Raw genomic sequence first — 25,577 nt, 5'->3', positions numbered from 1 at the left:
ACCGAGCGAAGCATTCTCTTACGCATAGTCGGCTTCGTCCTCACTTGAAGGTCCCCTCTTCCCCCGTCTTGAGTAAGACGATGGCTTATTCGGGCACGTCATGGCCACACGATCGGTGCATCATGTTCCTGCATGTTCAGGACCCTGGGGGGTGGAGATTTGGGATCGAATCGGACTAAAGCGAAGCATTCCCACGCCGTGACGGAGCTGTGTGAGGAAGGGAGCCGTCTCTACGCGAACGCGCTTCGCACGGGACGTATCGCCCGCGCGGACGTGGAGCCCGCCCCTTGTCTGATGGAGTTTGCCCTGCTCCACCCTGATCCCGACGACGCGAACTGGCTGCGCCCCGTTCCTCCGGGGATCGCCCTGGCTCAACGGCTCAATCCCATAGAACGCGAGATCGCGGAACGCCGGCGGCTCTCGATCCAGGTGGCCGACGCTTTCGAGCCGTTCATGGCTCTCAGTGCCCAGGTCACGGCGTCGACCCACTCGATCAGCGTATTGGAGGGCCTCGACCGCATCAACGCGGCGCTCGACCTGGCGATCTCGCAGTGCCGGAACGAGATGCTCACCGTCCAGCCGAGCCAACGCCACCCGGAGCGCAGGCTCATGGAAGCCCTGGAGCGCGACAAGCCGCTGATCGAACGAGGGGTGCGGATCCGGACCCTCTACCAGCACACGGCCCGCTACAGCCCGGAGCGGCTCGCCTGGGTGGACCACTTCGCCGACGGGAAGGCGGAGTACCGCACCATCGACGAGCTGGTGGAGCGCCTCATCATCTGCGACGAGACCGTCGCGTTCATCCCCACCCGCGACGACCGGCAAGTCGCCCTGGAACTCCGTCATCCCGGTCTCGTCCGGTACCTGATCAAGGTGTTCGAGTTCATGTGGAGCCGTGCCGTCCCGCTGAGCGCCGGCGCCCCCTACGAAACCGCTCCCGACGGCATCACGGACATCCAGCACTCCATCGCCAAACTCCTCGTGGAGGGTCACGTCGATGAGGCGATAGCCCGCCGACTCGGCATGAACGTACGCACCTGCCGAGCCCACATAGCCAAGCTGGCGACCGCCCTCGGCAGTGGCAGCCGTGCCCAACTCGGCTTTCTCATAGCTCAGTCGGGGATCCTCAACTCGGACCAGCCGATACCGGAGGGAGAGGACCACCCGTGACCGGGGCGCATGTGCACGGCGTGGAGGACCTGTGTGCCGCCGGGACAGGGCTGTACGAGCGAGCGGTGAAGGAAGGCAGGGTCCGCGCCGAGGACGCCGCACCGGCACCCTGCCTGGTGGACTTCGGGCTGCTGCACCCCATGGTCGAGGACCTCGACTGGCTGGAACCCGTCTCTCCCGCTGTCGCACTGCGCCGGCTGCTGCGCACCTCCGAGGACCGGATCGCAGACGAGCGGCGGCGCGGCGAGCGACTGGTGGAAACCTTCGAACCGCTCCTGCGGATCGACGCCCGTGCCAGGGAAACCACAGACACCCCGACGCTCACGGTCCTCAGCGGTATCGAGCGCATCAACGCGGCCCTCAACCAGGCGCTGGCCGACGCCTCCCGCGAGCTCCTCGCCATCCAGCCGCACACCACCCACACCCATCTGCCTGCCGAGCGCCGCGCCGCGGCGCTCGCCCGCGACCAGCTGCTACTCGACCGCGGCGGCCGTATCCGCACCCTTTACCAGCACACGCTCCGCCACTCGCCCCCGGTCCTCGCCCGCTACGAACAGCTAGCAGGGGACGTCGAGGCGCGCACGCTGGACGAAGTGACGGATCGGCTGCTCGTCGTCGACCGGGCCGTCGCCTTCGTGCCCGCGAACGCGGACCGCTCGCTCGCGCTGGAAGTGCGCAATCCCGCCCTCATCGCCTTCTTCGTCACGACCTTCGACCGGCTGTGGCAGCTCGCCACCCCCATGTACCCCGAGGTCGTCCACCGCCCCTCCCTGAACGGCGTCACCCCTCGCCAACGCGCCATCGCCGCCCTCCTGATCGAAGGCCACACCGACGCCGTCATCGCCAACCGCCTCGGCATGAACATCCGCACCGCCCGCGTCCACATCGCCAAACTGGCCGCCACCCTGGGCAGCCAGAGCCGGGCGCAGCTCGGCTACCTCATCGGACAGTCGGGGATTCTTGACCCGGAAGGGTGACCGACGAGCCGACGTCCGCCGGATGGCGGGGCCCGTCGAGGCCCACCTGGGCGATGCGGACGCCGAGTTGGGTGCGGCTGGCCGCGCCCAGGGTCTCGGAGAGCCGCGCGATATGGGCACGGCAGGTGCGCACGCTTATGCCGAGCCGCTCCGCGATCACCGCGTCCTGGTGGCCCTCCGCGAGGAGCGCCGCGATGGACTGCTCGCGGTGCGAGATGCCCTCGATGCCGGTGTCGGGCAGCGGGGCGGTGAGGGGGATGGCCAGGCGCCAGAGCCGTTCGAAGACCGTGACCAGGTACTCGACCAGTGCCGGGTGGCGCAGCTCCAGCGCCAGGGTGCGGTCCGCGTTCGCGGGGATGAACGCCACCGTGCGGTCGAAGAGGATCAGCCGGTCGATCACCTCGTCGAGGGTGCGGGCCTCGACCGAACCACCCATCAGTTCAAGGTAGTTGAGCAGTCCCTGCCCGTGCCGGGCCACATGCGTGTACAGGTCGCGCATCCTGACGCCCCGCCCGCGCAGCGCCAGCGCCCGGTGCAGGCCCTCGGTCAGCTCGTGCTCGGGGCGGATGCCGCCGGGCTGCACGGTGAGGACCTCCGTGGTGCACGCCTCCGTCGCCTGGTCCATGGCGGCCTGGATACGGGAGAGCCCGTCGAGGACACGGATCGCGGCGCCCTCGCCGACGCCCGGGCCCGCCTGCGTGGCGGGGCCGAGGCCCGCGTACCGCTCGACGGCGGCGACCGCGGCGCCCACCCGTCGCTGGCTCGCGCTGACCTCGTCGTACACCCCGCGCAGCAGTCTGGTCATGACCTCCTGCGGGGACGTCGGGACCAGCCAGTCCATGTCGTCGGGGTCCGGGTGCAGCAGGGCCAGCTCCAGCAGGCACGGCACCGGTTCGGCGTCCTGCCGCGCCACCCGGCCCCGCCGTACGGCCCGGGAGTACACGCGGTCCCCGGCGTCGCACAGCCGGTCGGCACCGTGCGGATGCTCATCCGTCCCGTGCCCGGCCATCGCCCATCCCACCCCCGGTTCCACCGTCTGTCGCAGCGCAACTATGCGCGGCCCGGACCAGCTCCGCAACACGGCTCGGCCCGAAGCGAGCGGCCAAAACCCCCTATACGTCCGGCTATTTCCGGCCCTCCGCCGGGCGGCTTGCAACAACCTGACGGTGCTGCGCACTGAAGGGGCGCGGGCGCACCCGCGGAGCGACTGCCCGCGCAAGCTCCCGGAAATGCGCCAGTGATCACCTCGTTACACCCCGCCTCTAACGTCCCCTCATGGCGGACATATTTGACGCATACGCGTTGGCCGACGCGTGGGACGAAATGTTTGAGCGGCCGGGTGAGGTCAGAACCGCCTACGAGCCGGTACTGGCAGCGCTGCAACCCATCGAGCCGAGCGAACTCCGGTTCCGGGCCGACCAGATGGCCAGGGCCTTCACGGACCGCGGCGTGACCTACGCCTTCGCGGGCGAGGAGCGGCCCTGGCCGCTGGACCTGGTGCCGCGCATCCTCGACGCCCTCGAATGGGATCTCATACAACGCGGGGTGAGCCAGAGAGTCAGGGCCCTGGAGGCCTATCTCGCCGACGCCTACGGACACTGCCGTGCCTTCGAGGACGGCGTCGTGCCCTGGCGGCTGCTGCTCAACTCCCCGCACTTCCATCGGGCGGCACAGGGCGTCGAGCCACCGGGCGGCGTCCGCATCCACGTCGCCGGCATCGACCTCGTACGCGACGAGGCCGGGGACTTCCGGGTGCTGGAGGACAACGTACGGGTGCCCAGCGGGGTCAGTTACGTCATCGAGAACCGCCGGGCGATGACCCGGATCTTCCCGTCGCTCTTCGCGGAACAGCACGTGGTGCCGGTCGACGGGTACGCGCAGAAGCTGCTCGCCGCGCTGCGTGCCGCCGCCCCCGACGGTGCGCAGGACCCGCGGGTCGTGGTCCTCACGCCGGGCCCCAGCAACGCCGCCTACTTCGAACACGCCCTGCTCGCCCGGCTGATGGGCGTGCAGCTGGTCGAGGGGCACGACCTGGTCTGCCGGGGCAACCGCGTGTGGATGCGCACCACGCGCGGTGAGGTGCCCGTCCATGTCGTATACCGGCGCCTGGACGACGACTTCCTCGACCCGCTCCACTTCCGGCCCGACTCGGTGATCGGCTGCCCCGGCATCATGGGCGCCGCCATGGCGGGCAACGTCACACTCGCGAACGCCGTGGGCAACGGGATCGCCGACGACAAGCTGCTCTATACGTACGTCCCGGATCTCATCCGCTACTACCTCTCCGAAGAACCGATTCTCCCCAATGTCGAGTCCTACCGGCCCGACGAGCCAGGTCAGTTGGAGGCTGTCCTCGACCAGATCGACCAGCTGGTCATCAAGCCCGTCGACGGCGCCGGCGGGCAGGGCATCGTGATCGGCCCCAAAGCCGACAAGGACACCCTCGAACGCACTCGCAAAGCCGTCATCGCCGATCCGCGCGGCTTCATCGCCCAGCGGCCGGTCGCCCTGTCCACCTCCCCCACCCTCGCGGGCGAGCGCATGGCACCCCGTCACATCGACCTCAGGCCGTTCGCCGTGAACGACGGCAACGATGTCTGGGTGCTGCCCGGCGGGCTGACCCGCGTCGCCCTCCAGGAGGGCAACCTGATCGTCAACTCCAGCCAGGGCGGCGGCTCCAAGGACACCTGGGTGATCGCGGAGGGCCCCGCCGAGCAGCCGGCGCCCGAACCGGCCGCCGCGCTGCCCTCCGTCGCCCCGCGCCGGCTCGGACCCGACGGCTCCCCCGCCGTCGTACAGGAAGGGGCACAGCAGCAGTGAACGACGTGATCCTCTCCCGCATCGCCGAGGCCCTGACCTGGACCGGCCGCTATGTCGAGCGCGCCGACGCCACGGGCCGCATCCTCGACGCGTATCTGCACCGACTGCTGGAGGACCCCTGGCGCGACGAGGACGCGGCCTGCCGGTCGCTGTACGCGATCCTCGGCATGGACGCGGGAGCCGGGCCCTGCGACATGCAGCAGGTCCTGGACCAGCTGGCCTTCGACGCCCGCTCTACGGGATCGATAGAGGGCGCACTGGGGGCGGCGCGGCTGAACGCGCGCAGCGCCCGTGAAGCCATCTCCTCCGAGATGTGGGAGTGCCTCAACTCCACCTGGCACGCACTGGCCGACCAGCGGATGGCGGCCCGCCGTACCGGCCCGTACGCCTATCTGGAGCTGGTCCGCCGCCGGGCCGCGCTCTTCTTCGGGCTCGCCGACTCGACCATGAGCCGGGACGACAGCTGGCAGTTCGTGGTGCTGGGCCGGAGCCTGGAGCGGGTCGACATGACCGTACGGCTACTGTCGGTGCGCGTGCTGGACGCCGCGCACGCGCCCGACTGGCCGACGCTGCTGAGCGCTTCGGGTGCCGATGAGGCATATGCCCGGGTGTACGGGGGTTTCGGCGACACCCCGCGAGTGGCCGAATTCCTGCTCCTTGACCGGGCCTTCCCGCGCTCCGCGCTGCACGCGCTCACGACGGCGGAGGAGTGCCTCACCGCTCTCGGCCGCCCTCGCCAGGACCCCGCGCGCCGGCCCATCGGCCGTCTGCGCACCCGCCTGGAGTATCTGGACACGCACGCTCTGGAGAACCAGCTGCCCGCTCTGCTGGCCGACCTGCAGCACGCCTGCATGGCGTCCGCGGACGCGGTGGCCGAGCGGTTCTTCCCGTACCAGGGGCCCATCGAGTGGGCCCAGGAAGGAGCGTGAGATGACCGCCGAACGCGTACGCCGCCTCCGTATCAAGCACACCACCCGGGTCTCCTACGCCCAGCCCGCGGCCTCCTCGCACAACGAGGTCCGCATGACCCCGCTGACGCTCCCGGGCCAGACCACCCTGGACGCGCGGGTCACCGTCAACCCCACGGCCCCCACCTGGTCGTACTGGGACTACTGGGGCACCCAGGTCACCGGCTTCGACCTGATGGACCCGCACGGCGACCTCACCATCACGGCCTCCAGCCTGGTCGAGACGTCCCCGCCGGAGGCGCTGCCGCCCGCGCCCACCTGGGCGGAGGTGGCCGAACGCATCGCGAAGTCCCGTCTGCTGGAGTTCGCGAGTCCGACCGGGCGTACGACGGTCCCGGCGAAGCTCGTGAAGAAGGCGCGGAAGGCCGCGGCCGGCCTCGACCCGCACGAGACGGCGGTCGCGGTCTCGGCGCTGGTCGCCGACCGGGTGTCGTACCTGCCGGGCGCCACCAGCGTGAACACCTCGCCCGCGGAGGCCTGGGAGCAGGGCGCGGGCGTCTGCCAGGACATCACCCACCTCACCGTCGCGCTGCTGCGGGGTGTGGGGCTGCCGGCCCGTTACGTCTCCGGCTATCTCCACCCCGAGCGCGAGGCCGAGCTCCACCGGCCCGTCGCCGGGCAGAGCCATGCCTGGATCGAGTACTGGGCGGGCGACTGGTGCGGCTACGACCCCACCAACCGCACCCGCGCCGACGAGTCCCATGTCGTGGTGGCCCGCGGCCGCGACTACGACGACGTCACCCCGCACAAGGGCATCTACCGGGGTGTGGCGGGCGGTCCGCCGGACGTGTCGGTGGAGTTCACACGGGTGGGGTGACCCGGAACGACGGCAAAGGGCCGGGGCGCAGCCGCCCCGGCCCTTTCGAGTACCGCCCGCCTCCGGCTACTTGAGGCCGATCGCCGAGCACTCCGAGGCGTACTTCGACGTGCAGATCTGGGAGACCTTGTAGATGCCGTCCGCGACGACCGTCGACTTGATGTTCTTCCTCGTCAGCGCGGTCACGGTGACGAGCTGCGCGGGGATGCCCTTGTCGGTGGGGCTGTCGACGGTGTCCTGGGTGAGGGCCTCGAACTCGATCTCCTTGCCCTGCACCTTGGCCACCGCCATCTGCGCGGCGGCCGCGGCCTCCTGCGGGTACGACTTGTACACGCTCATGTACTGCTCGCCCGAGACGATCCGCTGCACGGCCGCGAGTTCCGCGTCCTGGCCGGTGAGCGGCGGCAGCTTGGTGACCCCGGCGTTCTCCAGGGCCTTGACGATGCCGCCGGCCATGCCGTCGTTGGCGGAGTAGACGGCGGCGATGTTGCTCTTGCCGATCGCCTCGATGGCCGCCTTCATGTTGGCCTGGGCGTTCTTCGGGTCCCAGTCCGTGGTGTCGTACGACTTGGCGATCGTCACCTTGCCGTTGAGCTCGGACAGGGCGCCCGCCTTGAACTGCTTGGCGTTCGGGTCGGTGGGCGAGCCGTTCATCATGACGATCTTGTCGGAGGTGTCGACCCCGCTGCCCAGCGCCTCCAGCAGGGTGCGGCCCTGGACCTCGCCGACCAGCTCGTTGTCGAAGGAGATGTACGCGTCGATCGGGCCCTCGGCGAGCCGGTCGTAGGCGATGACCGGGATACCGGCGTCCTTCGCCTTCTTCACCTCAGCGGCGATGGCGTGCGAGTCCACGGCGTCCAGCAGGATGATGTCGACCTTGTCGTCGATCATCTTCTGCATCTGGGCCGTCTGCTTGGCCGCGTTCTGGCCGGCGTTCTGGTAGTCGACCTTGCCCTGCTGCCTGGTGAGCGAGGCGACCTGCTTCTTGATGATCGGGTAGTCGAAGTTCTCGTACCGCGTGTTGGCCGTCTCCGGAAGCAGCAGACCGACGGTGACGTCGTTGCCCTTCGTGGGGCTCGCCGAGCTGCTGTCCCCCGTCACGTTCAGCACGCCGCAGGCGGAGAGCGACAGAGTCATCGTGGACGCTGCCACGGCGATGGCGGTACGACGCGTGGGACGCATGGAGCTCACTTCTGATGCCTTCCGGACGCGGGCGCAAACGTGCGACCCAGGTGACTGAAAAGCCAACGCGGAGCGGCCCCCAGGCGTCAAGCGCAACTACTTAACGAGTGCGCAACGCAACACTCCGCCGACCATGTAAAGACAGGACGGAAACGCCTCCAAAGGTTCTTTACGGACTCTCCATGCAACCGCAGGCAATCGGCAGGCAAAGATCCGTACAACCAACGCGATTCCTCACGAGTCATGATCACGGCAGCTCCCCTCAGCCGCTCCCATCCCGACCAGAGGACCGAATGATCCCAGCCAGACGCACGACTGCCGCGGCCGCGACCGCCGTCGTGCTCGCGACGTCCGCAGGCCTGCTCTGCGTGACCACCGCCCCCGCCTCCGCCGCGACCACGTGCACCTCGCCCGTCTACAAGCGGCAGTTCTTCGCGAACACCGCCTTCTCCGGCACCCCGAAGAAGACGGACTGCGACTCCGCGATCGGCGAGAACTGGGGGACCGGCGCCCCTGCCTCCGGTCTGCCGTCGAACAACTTCGGCGTCCGCTGGAGCGTGACCCGCGACTTCGGCTCGGGCGGCCCGTTCTCCTTCGCCGCCTCCTCCCAGGACGGCGTCCGCGTCTACCTCGACGGCGTCCGCAAGATCGACCTGTGGAAGAACACCTCCACCACCGTGTCGAAGACCGTCAACGTGACGATCCCGTCCGGCAAGCACAGCCTGCGCGTCGACTACGTCAACTGGACCGGCTCCGCCACGGTCAAGTTCACGTACACCCCCCGTACCTCCCCCACCGTCGACAAGGTCAAGCCCCTCACCCCGACCGGGACGTCCGTGTCGTACGACACCACGACCCGCAAGGCCAAGGTCTCCTGGGCGAAGAACAAGGAGATGGACCTCGCCGGGTACAAGGTCTACCGCCGGCTCAAGGGCAGCAGCACCTGGACGCGGCTGACCACGACCACGGGCACGTCGTACACCGACGCCCCGCCCGCGACCGGCGCCACGTACTACTACGAGGTCCGCGCCTACGACAAGGCCGGCAACACCTCCACCGGCAGCGCCGACCAGCCCGTCACCACCGTCGACAAGACGCCGCCCGCCGCGCCGTTCGTCGAGATGGACGCCTGCCCGGCCGACCAGCCCTACGCGGGCCCGGAGTTGGTCACCACCGCGGCGAACGCGGCCGACATCGCGCTGTACGAACTCCAGCGGCTCAACCCGGCCACCAACGCCTGGTCCACCGTCTACACCGGCACCAAGGGCGCGACCTGCGACACCGGTCAGCCGGCCGACGGCAGCAAGGTCACCTACCGGGGCCGGGCCAGGGACGCCGTCGGGAACTGGTCCGTGTACTCGGCGGCCACCACGTTCACCACGTTCGACATGACCCCGCCGGCGACCGCCGCCGACGCCCGGGTCGAGTACCGCGCCGGCGTCCCGCACCTGGTGTGGTCCGCCGTCCACGGCGCCGCCTCCTACCAGGTCCTCCAGTACGACCCGGCGACCGGCGGCTACTCCAACGCGCTGCCCGGCACCGGCACCACCACGGCGCACACCGATGTCGTGCCGCGCCAGCTGCTCGCCGCCGCCGACTCCTACCGGTACGCGGTCCGCACCCAGGACACCAAGGGCAACGCCTCCGCACCGGTGGAGGTCGCCCTGCGCATGGCGGACCGGCCGGAGGCGATCGCCCCGTACGAGACCACCGCGACCCGCTCCGCCAAGGGCGTGTACGTCTCCTGGGCGAGCGCCGACCCGTGGACCCACGACACCGCCCCGCTGCTCACCTACCGGATCGAGCGGGCCGACCCGGTGACAGGCGAGACGACCGTCGTGGACAGGTGCGGGCCCGACGGCACGGATCCCTCGGTGAGCTGGTGGTGGGCGAGCGACGACGCCCCGTCCTACGCCGGCCGCCAGGTGCTGCGCGGCAGCTGCGAGGACGTCTCCGGCGCCTCCGAGACGACGTACGAGTACCGGGTCGTCACCGTCGACCCGTACGGACACGCCTCTCGGCCCGGTCCGGCGGCCACCGAGACGACCCCGGACACCAAGCGTCCTGACCCGGTGCAGAACCTGACCGCCGAACAGGTCCCGCTCGGCGTACGGCTGTCCTGGACCCCGCCTGCCGACGACGACGTCTTCACGTACTACGTGTGGCAGGGCACCACCGACCCGGAGACCGGCGAGACCGTCTGGAAGCGGAACTGCTGGAAGGGGGAGTCGCTCGCCGAGACCGAGATCCTCTGCCCGACGGTGCCGGACGGCGCGGCCCACGTCTACCGGGTGGCCGCCGTGGACGCCCTCTGGGACGAGGGGCCGGACTTCTGGCACACGGCCGACATCACGGTCACCCTGCCCGACACCCGGCCGCCGGGCTGGACGGGCACCACGGTCTTCGAGGACCAGTACCCCGAGCTGTACGTCGGCTGCAACGAGAGCAACGGCCTCGGTGACTGCTCCCAGTACGCCTCCTACCGCGTGGAGCGCTGGGACCCGGCCACGTCCGCCTATGTCACCCTGTCCGAGGGCACGACGGGCGACGCCACGTTCTATATGGACACCACCGTCCACGAGGACACGCTGAGCCTGTACTACTACCGCGTGATCCGTCTGGACTCCTCGGGCGCGGAGGCGGACACACGGTCGACCGCGTACGGCATCTGGGAGAACTGACCCTGCCCGCCCGGACCTTGACATGAGAAGGGCCCCGGAGGTTCTCAGCGAACCTCCGGGCCCCTTCTCATGTGCTCAGTCCTGGCGCCCCTTCGGCCGCCACACCACCAGCGCGCTGGTCTGCTGGACCTCCTGGTACGGGACCAGATCGCGGCGGTACGACGCATGCACCGCCGCCTCACGCTGCTGCATCGCCGCCGCCGCGCCCTCGACGGCGGCCTGGAGTTCGGCCACCCGCTGCTGGAGCGCGGCGACCTGGTTCTCCAGTTCGATGATCCGCTTGATGCCGGCCAGGTTGATGCCCTCGTCCTGCGACAACTGCTGCACGGTGCGCAGCAGTTCGATGTCGCGGGCCGAGTAGCGGCGGCCGCGGCCGGGGGTGCGGTCGGGCGAGACCAGGCCGAGGCGGTCGTACTGGCGCAGGGTCTGCGGGTGCAGGCCGGAGAGCTGGGCCGCCACCGAGATGACGTAGACCGGGGTCTCCTCGGTCAGTTCGTACGGGTTGCGTCGACGGCCGTCCATCTCTCTCATGCTCCCTTCGCGGCCTGGAACAGCTCCGCCCGCGGGTCCTCGCCCGCGGTCGCCTCGCGATACGCCTCCAGCGCGTCACGAGCCTTCCCCGTCAGATCCGCCGGGACACTCACCTCGACGGTGACCAGGAGGTCGCCCCGGGTGCCGTCCTTGCGGACCGCGCCCTTGCCGCGGGCGCGCATGGTGCGGCCGTTGGGCGTGCCGGGCGGCAGCTTCAGGGTGACGGGCGGGCCGCCCAGGGTGGGGACCCTGACCTCGCCGCCGAGCGCCGCCTCCGCGAACGTCACGGGGACGGTGACGGTGAGGTTGTCGCCCTTGCGGCCGAACACGGGGTGCGCGTCGACATGCACGGTGACGTACAGATCGCCCGCCGGGCCGCCCCGCTCGCCCGGTGCGCCCTTGCCGCGCAGCCGGATGCGCTGGCCGTCCGAGACGCCCGCGGGGATACGGACCTGCATCGTCCGGGAGGACTTCGCACGCCCCGAGCCCTTGCAGACCTCGCAGGGGTTCTCCGCGATCAGGCCGCGGCCCTTGCAGTCCGGGCAGGGGTCGGTGAGCGAGAAGCCGCCGCCGGACCCCCGGGCGACCTGGCCGGTGCCGACACACGTCGGGCACACCCGCGGGTTGCCGTTGGCGTCGCCGGTGCCGGAGCAGGCCTTGCAGGGTGACTGCGAGGACATGCGCAGCGGGACCGTCGCCCCCTCGATCGCCTCGGTGAAGCTGAGGCTGACCTCGGTGTCGATGTCCTGGCCGCGCCTGGGCTGCACCCGGGTGGTGCCGGAGCTGCCCCGGTTGAACAGGCCCCCGAAGACGTCACCGATTCCGCCGCCGAATCCTCCGGAACCCCCGCCCTGGGCGCCGCCTCCGAAGAGGTCGCCCAGGTCGAAGTTGAAGGAGCCGCCTGCGCCGCCCGGCCCGGGGCGGAAGCCGCCGTTGCCGAAGAGGGCGCGGGCCTCGTCGTACTCCTTGCGCTTCTTGGGGTCGCCGAGTATGTCGTTCGCCTCGGAGATCTCCTTGAAGCGCTCCTCGGCCTTGGCGTTGCCCTTGTTGGCGTCCGGGTGGTTCTCGCGGGCGAGCTTCCGGTACGCCTTCTTGATCTCGGCCTCGGTGGCGTCCTTGGGGACGCCGAGGACCTTGTAGTAGTCCTTCTCGATGAAGTCCTTGGTGCTCATCCTCGACGCCCCTCCTTTCTCATCGGTTCAAGCTCAGCCCTCGTCCGGGCCACCGCTCTCCTTGTCGTCGGCCGCCTCGGTCGCTTCTTCGGCCTTGACGGTCTGGGCGCCGGGCTGCGGTTCGGCGACGGCCACCCGCGCGGGGCGGATGGTGCGCTCGCCGAAGCGATACCCGGGCTGCAGAATCGCCACGCACGTCGTCTCGGTGACGTCCGGCGCGTACGAGTGCATCAGGGCCTCGTGGATCGTCGGGTCGAAGGGCTCGCCCTCCTTGCCGAACTGCTGCAGTCCCATCTTCGCCGCGACGGTCTCCAGCGACTCCGCGACGGACTTGAATCCGCCGACGAGTTCGCCGTGGTCCCGGGCGCGGCCGATGTCGTCGAGCACGGGCAGGAGCTCGGTCAGGAGGTTCGCGATGGCGATCTCCTTGACCGTGATCCGGTCCCGCTCCACACGGCGGCGGTAGTTCTGGTACTCGGCCTGGAGCCGCTGGAGGTCCGCCGTGCGCTCGCCGAGCGCCGTGCGCACCTGGTCCAGCTGGGCCGTCAGACCGGCGACCTGTGCTGCGTCCCCGGCCGGGGCCGCCCCCTCCCCCGAGGAGGGGGAGGCGGCCTGCGGCTCGGCGTCGTCGGGGGTGGCGCCGGAGGGGACGTCGGGCTTCTCGTCGAAGCCCGGGGTCTCCTCCGTCACGCGGCACCGTCCTTGCGCTCGTCGTCCACGATCTCGGCGTCCACGACGTCGTCGTCGGCCTTGGGGGCCTCGGCGCCCGCGGCGCCGCCGGCGGCGGCCTGCGAGGCCTGGGCGTCGGCGTACATGGCCTGGCCCAGCTTCTGCGAGACGGCCGCGACCTTCTCGGTGGCGGTGCGGATCTCGGCGGTGTCCTCGCCCTTGAGCGCGGTCTTCAGCTCCTCGACGGACGCCTCGACCTCGGTCTTGATCTCGCCGGGGACCTTGTCCTCGTTGTCCTTGAGGAACTTCTCCGTCTGGTAGACGAGCTGCTCGCCCTGGTTGCGGGTCTCGGCGGCCTCGCGGCGGGCGTGGTCCTCCTCCGCGTACTTCTCGGCCTCCTGGCGCATCCGGTCGACCTCGTCCTTCGGCAGCGAGGAGCCGCCGGTGACGGTCATCTTCTGCTCCTTGCCCGTGCCCAGGTCCTTCGCGGTCACGTGCATGATGCCGTTGGCGTCGATGTCGAAGGCGACCTCGATCTGCGGGACACCGCGCGGGGCCGGCGGCAGACCGGTCAGCTCGAACATCCCGAGCTTCTTGTTGTACGCCGCGATCTCGCGCTCGCCCTGGTAGACCTGGATCTGCACGGACGGCTGGTTGTCCTCGGCGGTGGTGAAGATCTCGGACCGCTTGGTCGGGATCGTCGTGTTCCGCTCGATGAGCTTCGTCATGATGCCGCCCTTGGTCTCGATGCCGAGGGACAGCGGGGTCACGTCGAGGAGCAGGACGTCCTTGACCTCACCCTTGAGGACACCGGCCTGCAGGGCGGCGCCGATGGCGACGACCTCGTCCGGGTTGACGCCCTTGTTGGCGTCCTTGCCGCCGGTCAGCTCGCGGACGAGCTCGGCGACGGCCGGCATACGGGTGGAGCCGCCGACGAGGACGACGTGGTCGATCTCGTTGATGGAGATGCCGGCGTCCTTGATGACGTTGTGGAACGGCGTCTTGCAGCGCTCCAGCAGGTCGGCCGTCAGCTGCTGGAACTGGGCCCGGGTGAGCTTCTCGTCCAGGTGCAGCGGGCCCTCGGCGGACGCCGTGATGTAGGGCAGGTTGATCGAGGTCTCGGTGGACGAGGACAGCTCGATCTTGGCCTTCTCGGCAGCCTCGCGCAGACGCTGCAGGGCCATCTTGTCCTTGCCGAGGTCCACGCCGTGACCGCTCGCGAACTGCTTGACCAGGTAGTCGACGATGCGCTGGTCCCAGTCGTCACCACCGAGGTGGTTGTCACCGTTGGTGGCCTTCACCTCGACGACGCCGTCACCGATCTCCAGGAGGGACACGTCGAAGGTGCCGCCACCGAGGTCGAAGACGAGGATCGTCTGGTCGTCCTTGTCGAGGCCGTAGGCGAGCGCGGCCGCGGTCGGCTCGTTCACGATGCGCAGGACGTTCAGACCGGCGATCTCGCCGGCCTCCTTCGTCGCCTGGCGCTCGGAGTCGTTGAAGTAGGCCGGGACGGTGATGACCGCGTCGGTCACCTTCTCGCCCAGGTAGGCCTCGGCGTCCCGCTTCAGCTTCTGCAGGATGAACGCGGAGATCTGCTGCGGGTTGAAGGGCTTCCCGTCGAGCTCGATCTTCCAGTCCGTGCCCATGTGGCGCTTCACGGAACGGATGGTCCGGTCCACGTTCGTGACCGCCTGGCGCTTGGCGACCTCGCCGACGAGCACCTCACCGTTCTTCGCGAAGGCGACGACGGACGGCGTGGTCCTGGCACCCTCGGCGTTGGTGATGACGGTGGGCTCGCCGCCCTCCAGAACGCTGACGACGGAGTTAGTCGTGCCCAGGTCGATGCCGACCGCACGTGCCATGGTGAATTCCTCCAGCTGACTTGAGTGGAACGGACTCAAGTGTGCACGACACCCGGCGATGGGTCAACAGACCTGAGTCATGCCGACTCAACTCTTATCCGTTCCTTACACGCAATGGCCCGCTGACCTGCGTCGATTGCGTGGGGACGGACCGCCGGAGACCGTACACAGGCACCCGAAGGAGCATGAGGACGACGACGAGCGACACCGCCCCCACCCAGTACACGGCGGACGGCGCGGTCCACCCGATATGCATGAGCACCCCGACGAACACCCCGGCGAACGCCCCGATTCCGGGCAGCACGGTCGCCCCCTGCGGAGTGAGCCCCAACCGCCGCAGCCGGTGGGCGACATGGTCGGGTCCGCCGCGCAGCAACGGCCGCCCGGCCAGCCGCCGCGACAGGACCACGAGGAGTACGTCGGCGCTCGCCAGGGCGGTGAGCGAGAACAGCACTCCCGCACTGGGGGCGAGCCCGTAGCCCGCCCGGGTGAACACGGCCGACGCGGCGAGCAGGAACCCCGTGAACAGCGACCCGCAGGCGCCGAGCCCCACGCGCGCGGGCGGCCAGTTGTGCATGAGGAACCCTGTCAGCGCGGCGGCCAGCACGCTCAGCAGCACCGCGAGCCCGTCCATCAGCTCGGCCGCCGCGCAGGCGCCCACCCCGAAGGCGGTGAGCACACCGACGGTCCCGGCGAGGGCGTCCGCATGGTCGAGCGCCTTGAACCCGACGGTGACGAAGACGATCCACCCGACGGCGAGCAGCCCCACCGGCACTCCGGTCTCCTCGTACGGCACGACACTGGCCGCCGCGACGGCCGTACCGGCGACCAGGACCCGCGCCTTGACCCGCCCCACGTCCGCGACGAGCCCGAGCACGGCGACGGCACCGCTCGCGACGAGCAGCCTCCCCACCCCGGCACCGAGGGGCGCGACACCGGTCCGGTCCATGGCCACCGCCACCGCACAGGTGGCGATCACCACGGCCGTACCGCCGAGCAGCGGCACGGGCCGCTGCCGCTGCCGTCTCCGCTCGACGATCCCGAGGCGCAGCGCGGGCACCCGGAGCAGTGCGGTGAGCACGGCGGCGAGCAGCAGGGCGGTGGTGGCGGCGGCGATCCCGTATAGCACGGGTCTAAGTTAGGCGCAAATGTACCAATTTGGCGTGAATAACACGATCGCATCGTCGCAAGCCCGACAGCAGGCCTGGCCACGGGCCTGATCGCGGACCCTTAAGGCAACCCTCAGCGACGCAGATCACCGCACGCCCGACTACAGTGCGACGGATGATGGGGGTAGTCTCAAGCGGACTACATAAGTTACCGCTTAGTAATGACCCTCGCAGTCCCGAGGAGCCCCCAAATGCAACTCGCCGCGATCATCGTGTCGCTGGTCCTGACCGTGGTCGGCGTTGCGCTGCTCGCACGCGCCATCGGTCAGTTCGTCCGGTACTTCAAGCTGGGCCAGCCGGTGCCCGCCGGCAGCCGGACCGACAACCCGTACGCGCGCAGCGTGACCCTTGTCCGGGAGTTCCTCGGCCACACGCGGATGAACCGCTGGGGCATCGTGGGCTTCGCCCACTGGTTCGTGGCGGTCGGCTTCCTGACCCTGCCGCCGACCCTGGCGCAGGCCTTCGGCCAGCTCTTCCAGGCCGACTGGACGCTGCCCGTCGTCGGCGACTGGTTGCCGCTGGAGATGTACACCGAGTTCATCGGTGTGATGACGGTCCTGGGCATCCTCGTACTGATCGCGATCCGCCTGTCGAACCTGCCCTCCCGCCCGGGCCGCAAGTCCCGCTTCGCGGGCTCCAAGTCGGGTCAGGCGTACTTCGTCGAGTACGTCATCCTCACCATCGGCCTGGCGATCTACGTGCTGCGCGGCCTGGAGGGCGCGATCCACCACGTGGAGGGTTACGAGGCGTCGTACTTCGCGTCGTACCCGCTGGTGGTGGCCTTCAAGGGGCTCGGTGTCAGCACGCTGCAGAACCTGGTCTACCTGGTCGCGATGATCAAGATCAGCACCTCGTTCATCTGGATGATCGTGGTCTCGCTGAACACCAACATGGGTGTGGCCTGGCACCGCTTCCTGGCCTTCCCGAACATCTGGTTCAAGCGCAACGCCGACGGCTCCACGGCCCTGGGCGCCCTGCAGCCGATGACCTCGGGCGGCAAGCCGATCGACTTCACCGACCCGGGCGACGACGACGTCTTCGGCGTCTCCCAGGTCGAGCAGTTCTCCTGGAAGGGCCTCCTCGACTTCTCCACCTGCACCGAGTGCGGCCGCTGCCAGTCCCAGTGCCCCGCCTGGAACACGGGCAAGCCCCTCTCTCCGAAGCTCCTGATCATGTCGCTGCGCGACCACGCGCACGCCAAGGCCCCGTATCTGCTGGCCGGTGGCGGCAAGACGATGGAGGGCGAGGAGAAGGCGTCCGAGGAGCAGCTGGCCGACGTGCCCGCCGCGGCTCTCGCGGAGGCCGAGCGCCCGCTGATCGGCACCGCCGAGGAGAACGGCGTCATCGACCCGGACGTGCTGTGGTCCTGCACCACCTGCGGCGCCTGCGTCGAGCAGTGCCCGGTGGACATCGAGCACATCGACCACATCGTCGACATGCGCCGCTACCAGGTGATGATCGAGTCCGCGTTCCCGTCCGAGGCGGGCACGATGCTCAAGAACCTGGAGAAGAAGGGCAACCCCTGGGGCCTGGCCAAGAAGCAGCGCCTGGAGTGGCTCAAGGAGGTCGAGTTCGAGGTCCCGGTCGTCGGCCAGGACATCGAGGACCTCACCGAGGTCGAGTACCTCTACTGGGTCGGCTGCGCGGGCTCCCTGGAGGACCGCGCCAAGAAGACCACGAAGGCCTTCGCCGAGCTGCTGCACATCGCGGGCGTCAAGTTCGCGATCATGGGCGGCGACGAGAAGTGCACCGGTGACTCCGCCCGCCGCCTGGGCAACGAGCCCCTGTTCCAGGAGCTCGGCATGGAGAACGTCATGGCGCTGAACATGGCGTTCGGCGAGGAGCTCGACGACGACGGCAAGGTCGTCCCGGAGTCCGCCAAGCCGAAGTCGGCGAAGAAGATCGTCGCCACCTGCCCGCACTGCCTCAACACCATCGGCAACGAGTACCCGCAGCTCGGCGGCGACTACGAGGTCATCCACCACACCCAGCTGCTGCAGCACCTGGTCGACGAGGGCAAGCTGGTCCCGGTCACCCCGGTCGAGGGCATCATCACCTACCACGACCCCTGCTACCTGGGCCGCCACAACAAGATCTACACGCCCCCGCGCGAGATCATCGCCAACGTCCCGGGCCTGCGCAACGAGGAGATGCACCGCCACAAGGAGCGCGGCTTCTGCTGCGGCGCCGGTGGCGCACGCATGTGGATGGAGGAGCGGATCGGCAAGCGCATCAACAACGAGCGTGTTGACGAGGCGCTTTCGCTGAACCCCGACATCGTCTCGACGGCCTGCCCGTTCTGCCTGGTCATGCTGACGGACTCGGTCAACGGCAAGAAGAACGACGGCAAGGCCAAGGAGTCCATCCAGGTGGTGGACGTCGCCCAGCTGCTCCTCGAATCCGTCAGGACGCCGGTCGACCCGGCCGGCGAGGAGGAGACGGAGACCGCGCCGGAGCCGGAGCCGGTGAAGTAACGGCTTCTACGATTGTTGCGGCGCCCCCGGTCTCGTATGTCCTACGAGACCGGGGGCGCCGTCGTATGCACTCATGCGGTGCCGACAGGCTCCCACCACGAGGACAGGGTCCTCGCGCTGTCCGGCAACCCGATCTCGTACGCGCGGACGCCGAGCACCAGGGCCTGCGCGTCCTTGGCCTCCGCTTCCAGACGGTAGCCGTTCAGACGAGCGAACTCGCGGACGGCCAGCCAGGCGAACTGATAATTGCCCCGAGGCACCGAGCAGGACACCGCCACACTCGCCGTACTCACCACGGCCCTGCCGTACGCACTCGTCCCCTCACGGAACCCGCAGGAGTCAGCCGCAGAGAACGCGGCCGTGGACCGACGACTCGGCCAGGCCCTGCACGCCTGCCTGGGCGTTCCGCTCAACTGCCCTGCGTGCGAACCCTCGTAGACGAACAAGCCGGGGCCGACACCCCATGACGTCGGCCCCGGCGCAGCGCGCAAACGCTACGCGCCCTTCGGCCCCGCCTGCTGCACCACCTCGAAGGACCACAGCGTGGAGCCGGAGGCGGCGGGCTTCGGGCGCTCGGCGCCCTCGCCGCCGCCCTGGTGGGCGGACTTCATCGGCCCCTCCATCCAGGCCTGGAAGGACTCCTCGTCCCGCCACCGCGTGTACACGAGGTACTGGTCGGTCCCCTCGACCGGCCGCAGCAGCTCGAACCACTCGAAGCCGTCCGAGTTCTCCACGGCGTGGGCCCGCGAGGCGAACCGCTTCTCCAGGACCTCGCGCTGTTCAGCAGGAACGGCCAGTACGTTGATCTTGACTACGCTCATGGCTCCATCCTGACAGCACGGGCCCAGCGCCCGATCACAGGCCGTACCGCTCCGATCGGCTCAGCTCACCGGCACAGCCCAGCTCAGTGCAGAACCCCGGCCGGAGCCGGAGCCGGTGAAGCAGCGGTCGCTACCGTCCCGTTCCGTGTCCCTCGGGCCCGGCCGGGGCCCGAGGGGTATCGCCGTTTCCGCGCTCCGCGCCACGCGCCTGCCGTAGCAGCGCGGCCCCGAGCGGGGTCAACGTGTGCAGGACCGTCGGGCCGACCTGCTGGCTGGTCGTCAGCCCGGCGTCCCGGAGTACCCCGGTGTGCCGGCTGGCGGCGGAGGGCGAGACCCCCACGGCCTGCGCGAGCTCTCCGGTGGTCAGGCCGTCCGCGACACACCGCAGGACGCGAGCTCGCGTGACCCCCAGCAGCGCGCCCAGGGGCACTCTTTCCCCGGGGTGCGCCTCCTCCGGCACCGTCGGGTGGTTCAGCGGGTACGAGAGCACCGGCGGCAGACCGGCGTCGGCCAGGGCGACCGGCGTCCCCCACGAGAAGTAGGTCGGCACGATCCTGATCCCGCGCCCGCGCAGATGGAGATCACGGTCCGTCCGGTAGTCCATTTCGAGGACCGGCCTTCGCCAGCGCACCCGAGGCCCCAGGCTCGACAGGAGCCCTTCGACCCCGTGGGTCAGCAGCGCGCGGGCGAGGAGGCTGCGGTGCGCGACGATCCCGCCGGCCATGCGCTCCGCGAACGGCGCGACGGCCGTCTCGTGATACCGCAGGATCAGCTCGGTGAACTCCCGTCGCTCGGCCTTCTCCCCCAGCCGCAGCGCCCAGGACGGCACGGCGGACACGCGGTCGAGGAGCCGTAACTCTGCGAGCACATCCCCCCGGGGCAGGCGGAGGATGCCGTCGAGGGCCGCCTCGATCCCGCCCTCGGACTCCGACGGCGTCAGGAAGTCGGGCAGGTACGGCCCGAGGGGATACAGGGCGAACAGCACCTGGCGCACGGGCCGGGCCAGTCCGGCGGCGTTCAGGTCGGCGCGCATCGTCCGATGCCAGGCGGCGAACTGCCAGCGTCCCCCGCGGGACTGCAACCGGTGGAGCGTCGAGAGCACTTCCCACATCGGATCCGGCTCCGTGGCGACACGGACGCGGGCGAGGTCGACCTCGGTGAAGTGAATACGGAGCACGCGATTCCCCCCGAAGAGCTTCACATTTGCGCCCAGCCGCAAGAGTGTGTCGCCACTGACGCATCCCTGCCAAGGTTCCGCCAGGCCAACTGGCCACAGTGGCCCGAATCAGACGCTCCACCGTCGCCCGAACCGGGAGGAACGCGTGACCTCGAAGAGATCCAGGCAGACTGCCTGCACAATCGGCGCCCTGACCGCCGCCGTCCTCGCATTGAGCGCCACCCCGGCGTCCGCAAGCGGCACCTACAGCGGCTTGGACTACGTCTACGGTTCCGGAGTCTTCACCGACGACTGGGACAACGAAGGCATCGTGGACACCAGTCACAACACGTCCTCCAACGCGACCTGCCTGTGGCAGAAGATCCTGTGGGCCGACGGCGAGCTCTCCATCTCCGACATCGACGGAGTCTTCGGGAGCAGGACCAAGGCCGCGACCGAGAGGTGGCAGACCAAGTTCCAGGTGACGAGCGACGGCTCGGCCGGGAAGAACACCTGGACCGCGGCAGGCAACTGGCTGCGCAACTCGAGCAACGGGTTCGACGGCAACGTGGCCAGGTACATCGGCACCGAGGTCATCATCGACGTCACGCGCGACAGCAACGGCTACTACCACTTCGCCGACGGCACCGGCGCCGGCCGCATCGCGGGTTACAACTACCGCACGTGCAGCTAGGCAGGACGGGCGAAGTCCCCAGCGGTTCAGCCGCGCCCTGAAGGGGCACGGGGCCGTGTCGATGTGCGGCCCCGCCGCGATGGGGTCCCCCCGCTTCGAGCGAAGCCGAGAAGTGGAGGAGCGACCTGCCACGACGACGCCACAGACGACCACCAGCACATCGCCGCACTGCCCGCGGAGCGCTCAGCCCCGACGATCCGCCGTGCGCGAAGGACGACCGGCGCCCTCGCGCACGGCAAGGCCCCGCCCAGGACTGCCGCCACACCTCGAACACGTGCATCATTGATCGGTCGTTGTCAATCATGCTGACGAGGTGAACGGGTGCGCGTGCAGAGAGGTGTTGTGTGTACGGCGGCCCTCTGCAGCACCCTTCTGCTCGCCGCCTGCGGCCCCGGTGGGGACGCCCAAGCCGCCCGCCCGACCCCCGTCCGGGTCGCGGACGCCCCCGCCAAGCTGCCGATACCCCGCGGCAAGGGCAGCAAGACTCCCGACGACTTCAACGGCGACGGCCACCGCGACCTCGTCCTCGACTCGCTCGTGAAGGTGCAGAGCCATACCGACGACGCGGGCATCGGCGTCGTCTACGGCAGCGCGCACGGACTCACCCCGGGGGCACGGCAGTTGCTCAGCCCCGCCAGGTACGCGGCCCGCACGAAAGGCCGGCTCCCCGCGGTCTTCGACGCGGAGGCGACCTGCGACCTCGACAAGGACGGCTTCACCGACCTGATCGTCTCGACCGACCCGCCCTACGACGGCCAGGGCAGGCCCCCGGTCCCCCTCCAGGTCCTCTTCGGCGCCCCCGGCGGCCTGACCCGCGCCGTCAAGCTCACCGTCCCCGCCGCCGCCCGCTTCGGCAACGACTGGCCCGACCGGCCGGTGTGCGGCGACTTCGACGGCGACGGCGCCCAGGACCTGGTCCTGCACGCGTCCGGGGAGCAACTGAGCTATCTGCGCGGCCCGTTCAGCCGCAAGGGCGCTCCCCGCGCCGCCGGCGCACCCGTCCCGTCACCGGGCGAGGTCCCCACGGGCCCCGCGGCCGACGTCAACCGCGACGGCTACGACGACCTGGTGGTCCGTGCGGCGGAGGGCGAGAGCAAGGCGTCCGTCGTCCTCGGCGGACCCGCGGGCCCCACCCGCACCGGCACCGTCCTGCCCAAGGGCATCGACGTCGCCCTCGGCCGCTTCGGCAGGGGCGCCGCCCTCGACGCGGCGGTCGGCACCCCGGACGAAACGTCCCTGCGCTACGACCTCCCGACCGCCACCCGCGCCGGCCTCGCCTCCCCCGGCGCCATGCTCGACACCGCCGACTTCGACGGCGACGGCCTGGCCGAACTCGTCTCCAGCGGCTCGGGGTTGAAGGTGTTCCGGGGCCGTACGACGGGCCTGTCCACGGCGGCCACGGTGACCGTCGAGCCGCCGGCCCAGGGCACGACCAGGGTCCTCGCGGTGGGCGACTACGACGGGGACGGCCGGGCCGACCTCGTCGTACGGACGTATCGGAGCGAGACGAAGGACACGGTCGCCGTCCATCCGGGCGCGAGCGCGAAGCAGGGACTGCTGACACGGAAGCCGACCGTCACCTTCTCGACGTCGGAGTTCCTGGCGGACCACTGACGTCACAACAGCCCCGGAAACAAAAACCGAACTCACGTACAACCCTTGGGCACCACCAGAGGTCTTCTGATCACCGCCGAACCTGCGCGACCTCTGGGACAACTCCCCCGCGAACACGGCTCGGTGCGCACCCCACCGACTGTGGATGCCTGCCAGGCATCCCCCGCATGCCGCAGGAGAAACCCGCATGCACAAGCCTCTGCGACTCGCCCTCGCGACGGCCACCGCCGTCGCTCTGACGGGCGGTCTGCTCACCTTCACGGCCGCGACGGCGACGGCCGCGGACTCCACGCAGGTCCCGAAGGCCGACTTCAACGGCGACGGCATCGGCGACGTCGCCTTCTCGGCCTCCGGCGCCTATGTGAACGGCCTGAAGAACGCCGGCCAGCTCGTCGTCCTCTACGGCACCGCCACGGGCATCTCCTCCGCCAAGCGCACCACCCTCAGCCAGAACAGCGCCGGCGTCCCCGGCTCCGCCGAGGCCGGTGACGCCTTCGCCTCGGACACCGCGTACGCCGACTTCAACGGCGACGGCTACGACGACCTGGCGGTGAGCTCCCCGCACGAGAAGGTCGGCACCGACACCGACGGCGGCACCCTCGCGATCCTCTGGGGCTCCGCATCGGGCCTCACCGGCAAGGGCGTGACGGTCTCCGACCCGGCCCCGTCCACCCACGACCTCTGGGGCAAGACCCTCGCGGCCGGCGACTTCGACGGCGACGGCAAGGCCGACCTGGCCGTCGGCAGCTCCGCCTCCACCATCTACGTCTTCAAGGGCGGCTTCAGCGCCACCGGCACGCCCGGCGGCAGCTACACGATCAAGCCCGCCATCCAGAGCGGCGGCGGCGCCAACGGGCCCCTCAACCTGACCGCCGGCGACATCAACGGCGACAAGCGCACCGACCTGGTCGTCGACGGCTTCGAGACGCAGACCGCCTACGGCTGGAACCGCAACTACTACGTCCCCGGCAGCGCGAGCGGCCTGAAGGTCGCCTCCGCCAAGGCGCTCAAGCCGGGCGTGATCACCGCGATCGGCGACATCAACGGCGACGGCTTCGGCGACATCGTCACAGGCGCCAACTGGGACGCCACCACGTCCGACGGCACGACCATCCCCGACTCCGCCAAGGGCGGCAAGGTCTGGATCACCTACGGCACCGCCTCCGGCCCCGGCACCTCCACCGGCATCACCCAGGACACCGGCAACGTCCCCGGCGGCTCCGAGTCCAGGGACATGTTCGGCTACGAGCTCGACCTGGGCGACGTCAACGGCGACGGCTTCCTCGACCTCGCGATCGGCGTGGCCGGCGAGGACTTCGGCAGCAACGCCGACACCGGTGCGGTCACCGTCCTCTACGGCACCTCGAGCGGCCTGAACACCACCTCCGGGGCCCAGTCCTTCGCCCAGTCCACCCCGGGCGTACCGGGCGACGACGAGGACGGCGACATGTTCGGCCTCGACCTCAAGCTGGACGACGTCACCGGCGACGGCAAGGCCGACCTGACCGTCGGCTCCGCCGAGAACGGCGGCGACGGCGCGGTGACCTACCTGCCCTCCGACGGCACCAGGATCACCACCACCGGCTCCCGCGCGATCACTCCGAACACCTCGGGCGTCTCGACGACCGGCACCCCGTACTTCGGCGCCAACTTCGCCGACTGACCAACCCCCGTACCGGAGCCGGGCCCTCACCCTCGGGCCCGGCTCCTCCCTAGGGGGTCCTTCACCGTCCCCTTAAGGGATGTCACAGCTCGGCAGCAAAGCCGGGCCCGAAGCACCGGGCCCGCCACCTCACTCTCCGGGACCAGGTACGTTCGAAGACGTGGCTGGATTCAGGATCGGACGCGGCGCCCGGAACAACGGCGCTCCGCAAACGCGACCGCAACAACCCCCGTACGGACAGCAGGCGCCGCAGGGCCGCCCGTCGTACGGCCAACCCGCGGCACCGCAGTACGGCAACGGCGGCGGCCCGTGGCCGCAGGGAAACGGCGGCGGGTACGGCGAGCCGGAGTACTTCGGCGACGGCGGCGCCTACGCACCGCAGGGCAACCCGGACCCGTACGCGGCCAACAACCCGGGCCACACCCAGGCGTTCACGGTCGGCGAGGACCCGTACAACCAGGGCGGCACCTACCGCGCGGGCTCGGCCCCGGCGGCCCCCACGGGCCCCCGCCTGCACTGGAAGGACCTACTGAGGGGCATCGTCTTCGCCCCCACCCAGACCTTCCTCCAGATGCGCGACTACACGATGTGGGGCCCGGCCCTCATCGTGACGTTCCTCTACGGCCTGCTCGCGGTCTTCGGCTTCGACGGCGCACGCTCGGACGCGATCAACGCGACCTTGGCGAACGCGGTCCCGATCGTCCTGACGACGGCAGTGGCCATGGTCCTCTCGTCCTTCATCCTGGGCGTGGTCACCCATACCCTGGCCCGCCAGCTCGGCGGCGACGGCGCCTGGCAGCCCACGGTCGGCCTCTCCATGCTGATCATGTCCCTGACGGACACGCCCCGCCTGGTCTTCGCCATGTTCTTCGGCGGCAACGCGACCTTCGTCCAGGCCCTGGGCTGGGCGACCTGGGTCGCGGCGGGCGCGCTGCTGACGATGATGGTGAGCCGCTCCCACGACCTGCCCTGGCCGAAGGCCCTGGGCGCCTCGGCGATCCAGCTGATCGCCCTGCTGTCGATCGTGAAGCTGGGCACGTTCTAGTACTGCAACGGTGCTTGTTCTGATTGCTGGGCAGTTTCAGGGACTGTGTCCGCGTCGTTTGTAGTGGCTGATGCGGGCTTGGTGTTGGCGTC

General features: G+C 69.9%; 21 protein-coding genes. 11 read left to right on the top strand and 10 right to left on the bottom strand.

Translation table 11 applies throughout. The features are described 5' to 3' along the window. Nucleotides 1-132: 132 nt before the first annotated feature. Nucleotides 133-1,170: a helix-turn-helix transcriptional regulator gene (locus tag ACWDAG_RS31520; protein ID WP_450698937.1), complete on the top strand. Its 1,038-nt coding sequence runs from the start codon at nt 133-135 to the stop codon at nt 1,168-1,170. After that, nucleotides 1,167-2,147 (top strand): helix-turn-helix transcriptional regulator, encoded by a 981-nt coding sequence (locus ACWDAG_RS31515; RefSeq protein WP_450698936.1) that lies wholly within the window; start codon nt 1,167-1,169, stop codon nt 2,145-2,147. Before ACWDAG_RS31520 ends, ACWDAG_RS31515 begins: the two co-directional genes overlap by 4 nt. On the opposite strand, the gene ACWDAG_RS31510 is transcribed toward ACWDAG_RS31515, so the two are convergent. After that, nucleotides 2,110-3,156, bottom strand: coding sequence for a LuxR C-terminal-related transcriptional regulator (locus tag ACWDAG_RS31510; RefSeq protein ID WP_450698935.1), 1,047 nt, complete (start codon nt 3,154-3,156; stop codon nt 2,110-2,112). The genes ACWDAG_RS31515 and ACWDAG_RS31510 overlap by 38 nt on opposite strands. Before the next feature lie 266 nt (nt 3,157-3,422). Here ACWDAG_RS31510 and ACWDAG_RS31505 point away from each other — a divergent pair, with 266 nt between their 5' ends. The 3 genes from ACWDAG_RS31505 to ACWDAG_RS31495 are packed head-to-tail and all read left to right on the top strand — an operon-like array spanning nt 3,423 to nt 6,752. After that, a complete protein-coding gene (locus ACWDAG_RS31505) occupies nt 3,423-4,967 on the top strand; it encodes a circularly permuted type 2 ATP-grasp protein (protein WP_450698934.1) in 1,545 nt (514 codons plus the stop codon). Next, nucleotides 4,964-5,896 (top strand): alpha-E domain-containing protein, encoded by a 933-nt coding sequence (locus ACWDAG_RS31500; RefSeq protein WP_450698933.1) that lies wholly within the window; start codon nt 4,964-4,966, stop codon nt 5,894-5,896. The genes ACWDAG_RS31505 and ACWDAG_RS31500 overlap by 4 nt, the downstream gene beginning before the upstream one ends. A 1-nt stretch (nt 5,897) precedes the next feature. Further along, nucleotides 5,898-6,752, top strand: a complete 855-nt coding sequence (locus ACWDAG_RS31495) for a transglutaminase family protein (RefSeq protein ID WP_450698932.1) — start codon at nt 5,898-5,900, stop codon at nt 6,750-6,752. Between the two features lie 66 nt (nt 6,753-6,818). On the opposite strand, the gene ACWDAG_RS31490 is transcribed toward ACWDAG_RS31495, so the two are convergent. Next, entirely contained in the window at nt 6,819-7,934 is a 1,116-nt protein-coding gene (locus ACWDAG_RS31490; protein WP_450698931.1) for a sugar ABC transporter substrate-binding protein, read from the bottom strand. A gap of 293 nt (nt 7,935-8,227) precedes the next feature. Here ACWDAG_RS31490 and ACWDAG_RS31485 point away from each other — a divergent pair, with 293 nt between their 5' ends. Further along, nucleotides 8,228-10,615: a PA14 domain-containing protein gene (locus ACWDAG_RS31485; protein WP_450698930.1), complete on the top strand. Its 2,388-nt coding sequence runs from the start codon at nt 8,228-8,230 to the stop codon at nt 10,613-10,615. A 75-nt stretch (nt 10,616-10,690) separates the two neighbouring features. On the opposite strand, the gene ACWDAG_RS31480 is transcribed toward ACWDAG_RS31485, so the two are convergent. The 5 genes from ACWDAG_RS31480 to ACWDAG_RS31460 all read right to left on the bottom strand — a co-directional run bounded on the left by ACWDAG_RS31480 (nt 10,691) and on the right by ACWDAG_RS31460 (nt 15,978). Beyond that, entirely contained in the window at nt 10,691-11,137 is a 447-nt protein-coding gene (locus tag ACWDAG_RS31480) for a heat shock protein transcriptional repressor HspR (protein ID WP_450698929.1), read from the bottom strand. 5 nt (nt 11,138-11,142) lie between these two features. Then, nucleotides 11,143-12,318 (bottom strand): molecular chaperone DnaJ, encoded by a 1,176-nt coding sequence (dnaJ, locus tag ACWDAG_RS31475; protein WP_450698928.1) that lies wholly within the window; start codon nt 12,316-12,318, stop codon nt 11,143-11,145. Between the two features lie 33 nt (nt 12,319-12,351). Beyond that, nucleotides 12,352-13,008 (bottom strand): nucleotide exchange factor GrpE, encoded by a 657-nt coding sequence (gene grpE / locus ACWDAG_RS31470; RefSeq protein ID WP_099930313.1) that lies wholly within the window; start codon nt 13,006-13,008, stop codon nt 12,352-12,354. Then, a complete protein-coding gene (gene dnaK / locus ACWDAG_RS31465; protein ID WP_450698927.1) occupies nt 13,005-14,849 on the bottom strand; it encodes a molecular chaperone DnaK in 1,845 nt (614 codons plus the stop codon). Before dnaK ends, grpE begins: the two co-directional genes overlap by 4 nt. A gap of 94 nt (nt 14,850-14,943) precedes the next feature. Continuing rightward, the gene (locus ACWDAG_RS31460; protein ID WP_450698926.1) at nt 14,944-15,978 is read right to left on the bottom strand and encodes an MraY family glycosyltransferase; all 1,035 of its coding nucleotides are present in this window, start codon (nt 15,976-15,978) and stop codon (nt 14,944-14,946) included. Between the two features lie 231 nt (nt 15,979-16,209). Here ACWDAG_RS31460 and ACWDAG_RS31455 point away from each other — a divergent pair, with 231 nt between their 5' ends. Further along, entirely contained in the window at nt 16,210-18,492 is a 2,283-nt protein-coding gene (locus tag ACWDAG_RS31455) for a (Fe-S)-binding protein (protein WP_450698925.1), read from the top strand. 71 nt (nt 18,493-18,563) lie between these two features. Here ACWDAG_RS31455 and ACWDAG_RS31450 read toward each other — a convergent pair whose 3' ends face one another. The 3 genes from ACWDAG_RS31450 to ACWDAG_RS31440 all read right to left on the bottom strand — a co-directional run bounded on the left by ACWDAG_RS31450 (nt 18,564) and on the right by ACWDAG_RS31440 (nt 20,490). After that, a complete protein-coding gene (locus tag ACWDAG_RS31450) occupies nt 18,564-18,788 on the bottom strand; it encodes a hypothetical protein (RefSeq protein WP_450698924.1) in 225 nt (74 codons plus the stop codon). 198 nt (nt 18,789-18,986) lie between these two features. Further along, nucleotides 18,987-19,313, bottom strand: coding sequence for an antibiotic biosynthesis monooxygenase family protein (locus ACWDAG_RS31445; protein ID WP_450698923.1), 327 nt, complete (start codon nt 19,311-19,313; stop codon nt 18,987-18,989). Nucleotides 19,314-19,443: 130 nt separating this feature from the next. Then, the gene (locus ACWDAG_RS31440; protein WP_450698922.1) at nt 19,444-20,490 is read right to left on the bottom strand and encodes an ArsR/SmtB family transcription factor; all 1,047 of its coding nucleotides are present in this window, start codon (nt 20,488-20,490) and stop codon (nt 19,444-19,446) included. 145 nt (nt 20,491-20,635) lie between these two features. Between ACWDAG_RS31440 and ACWDAG_RS31435 the strand changes: the two genes are divergently transcribed. The 4 genes from ACWDAG_RS31435 to ACWDAG_RS31420 all read left to right on the top strand — a co-directional run bounded on the left by ACWDAG_RS31435 (nt 20,636) and on the right by ACWDAG_RS31420 (nt 25,485). After that, on the top strand, nt 20,636-21,163 hold the full coding sequence (locus tag ACWDAG_RS31435) for a peptidoglycan-binding domain-containing protein (RefSeq protein WP_450698921.1): 528 nt from the start codon (nt 20,636-20,638) through the stop codon (nt 21,161-21,163). A 321-nt stretch (nt 21,164-21,484) separates the two neighbouring features. Further along, complete coding sequence (locus tag ACWDAG_RS31430; protein ID WP_450698920.1) at nt 21,485-22,777, top strand: FG-GAP repeat domain-containing protein; 1,293 nt, start codon at nt 21,485-21,487, stop codon at nt 22,775-22,777. 187 nt (nt 22,778-22,964) lie between these two features. Continuing rightward, nucleotides 22,965-24,440: a VCBS repeat-containing protein gene (locus ACWDAG_RS31425; protein WP_450698919.1), complete on the top strand. Its 1,476-nt coding sequence runs from the start codon at nt 22,965-22,967 to the stop codon at nt 24,438-24,440. Between the two features lie 79 nt (nt 24,441-24,519). Then, the gene (locus ACWDAG_RS31420; RefSeq protein ID WP_450698918.1) at nt 24,520-25,485 is read left to right on the top strand and encodes a YIP1 family protein; all 966 of its coding nucleotides are present in this window, start codon (nt 24,520-24,522) and stop codon (nt 25,483-25,485) included. The last annotated feature ends 92 nt before the right edge of the window (nt 25,486-25,577 follow it).

The organism is Streptomyces sp. NPDC001157 (genome assembly GCF_053598255.1).
This window is presented reverse-complemented; position numbering and strand designations above follow the sequence as displayed.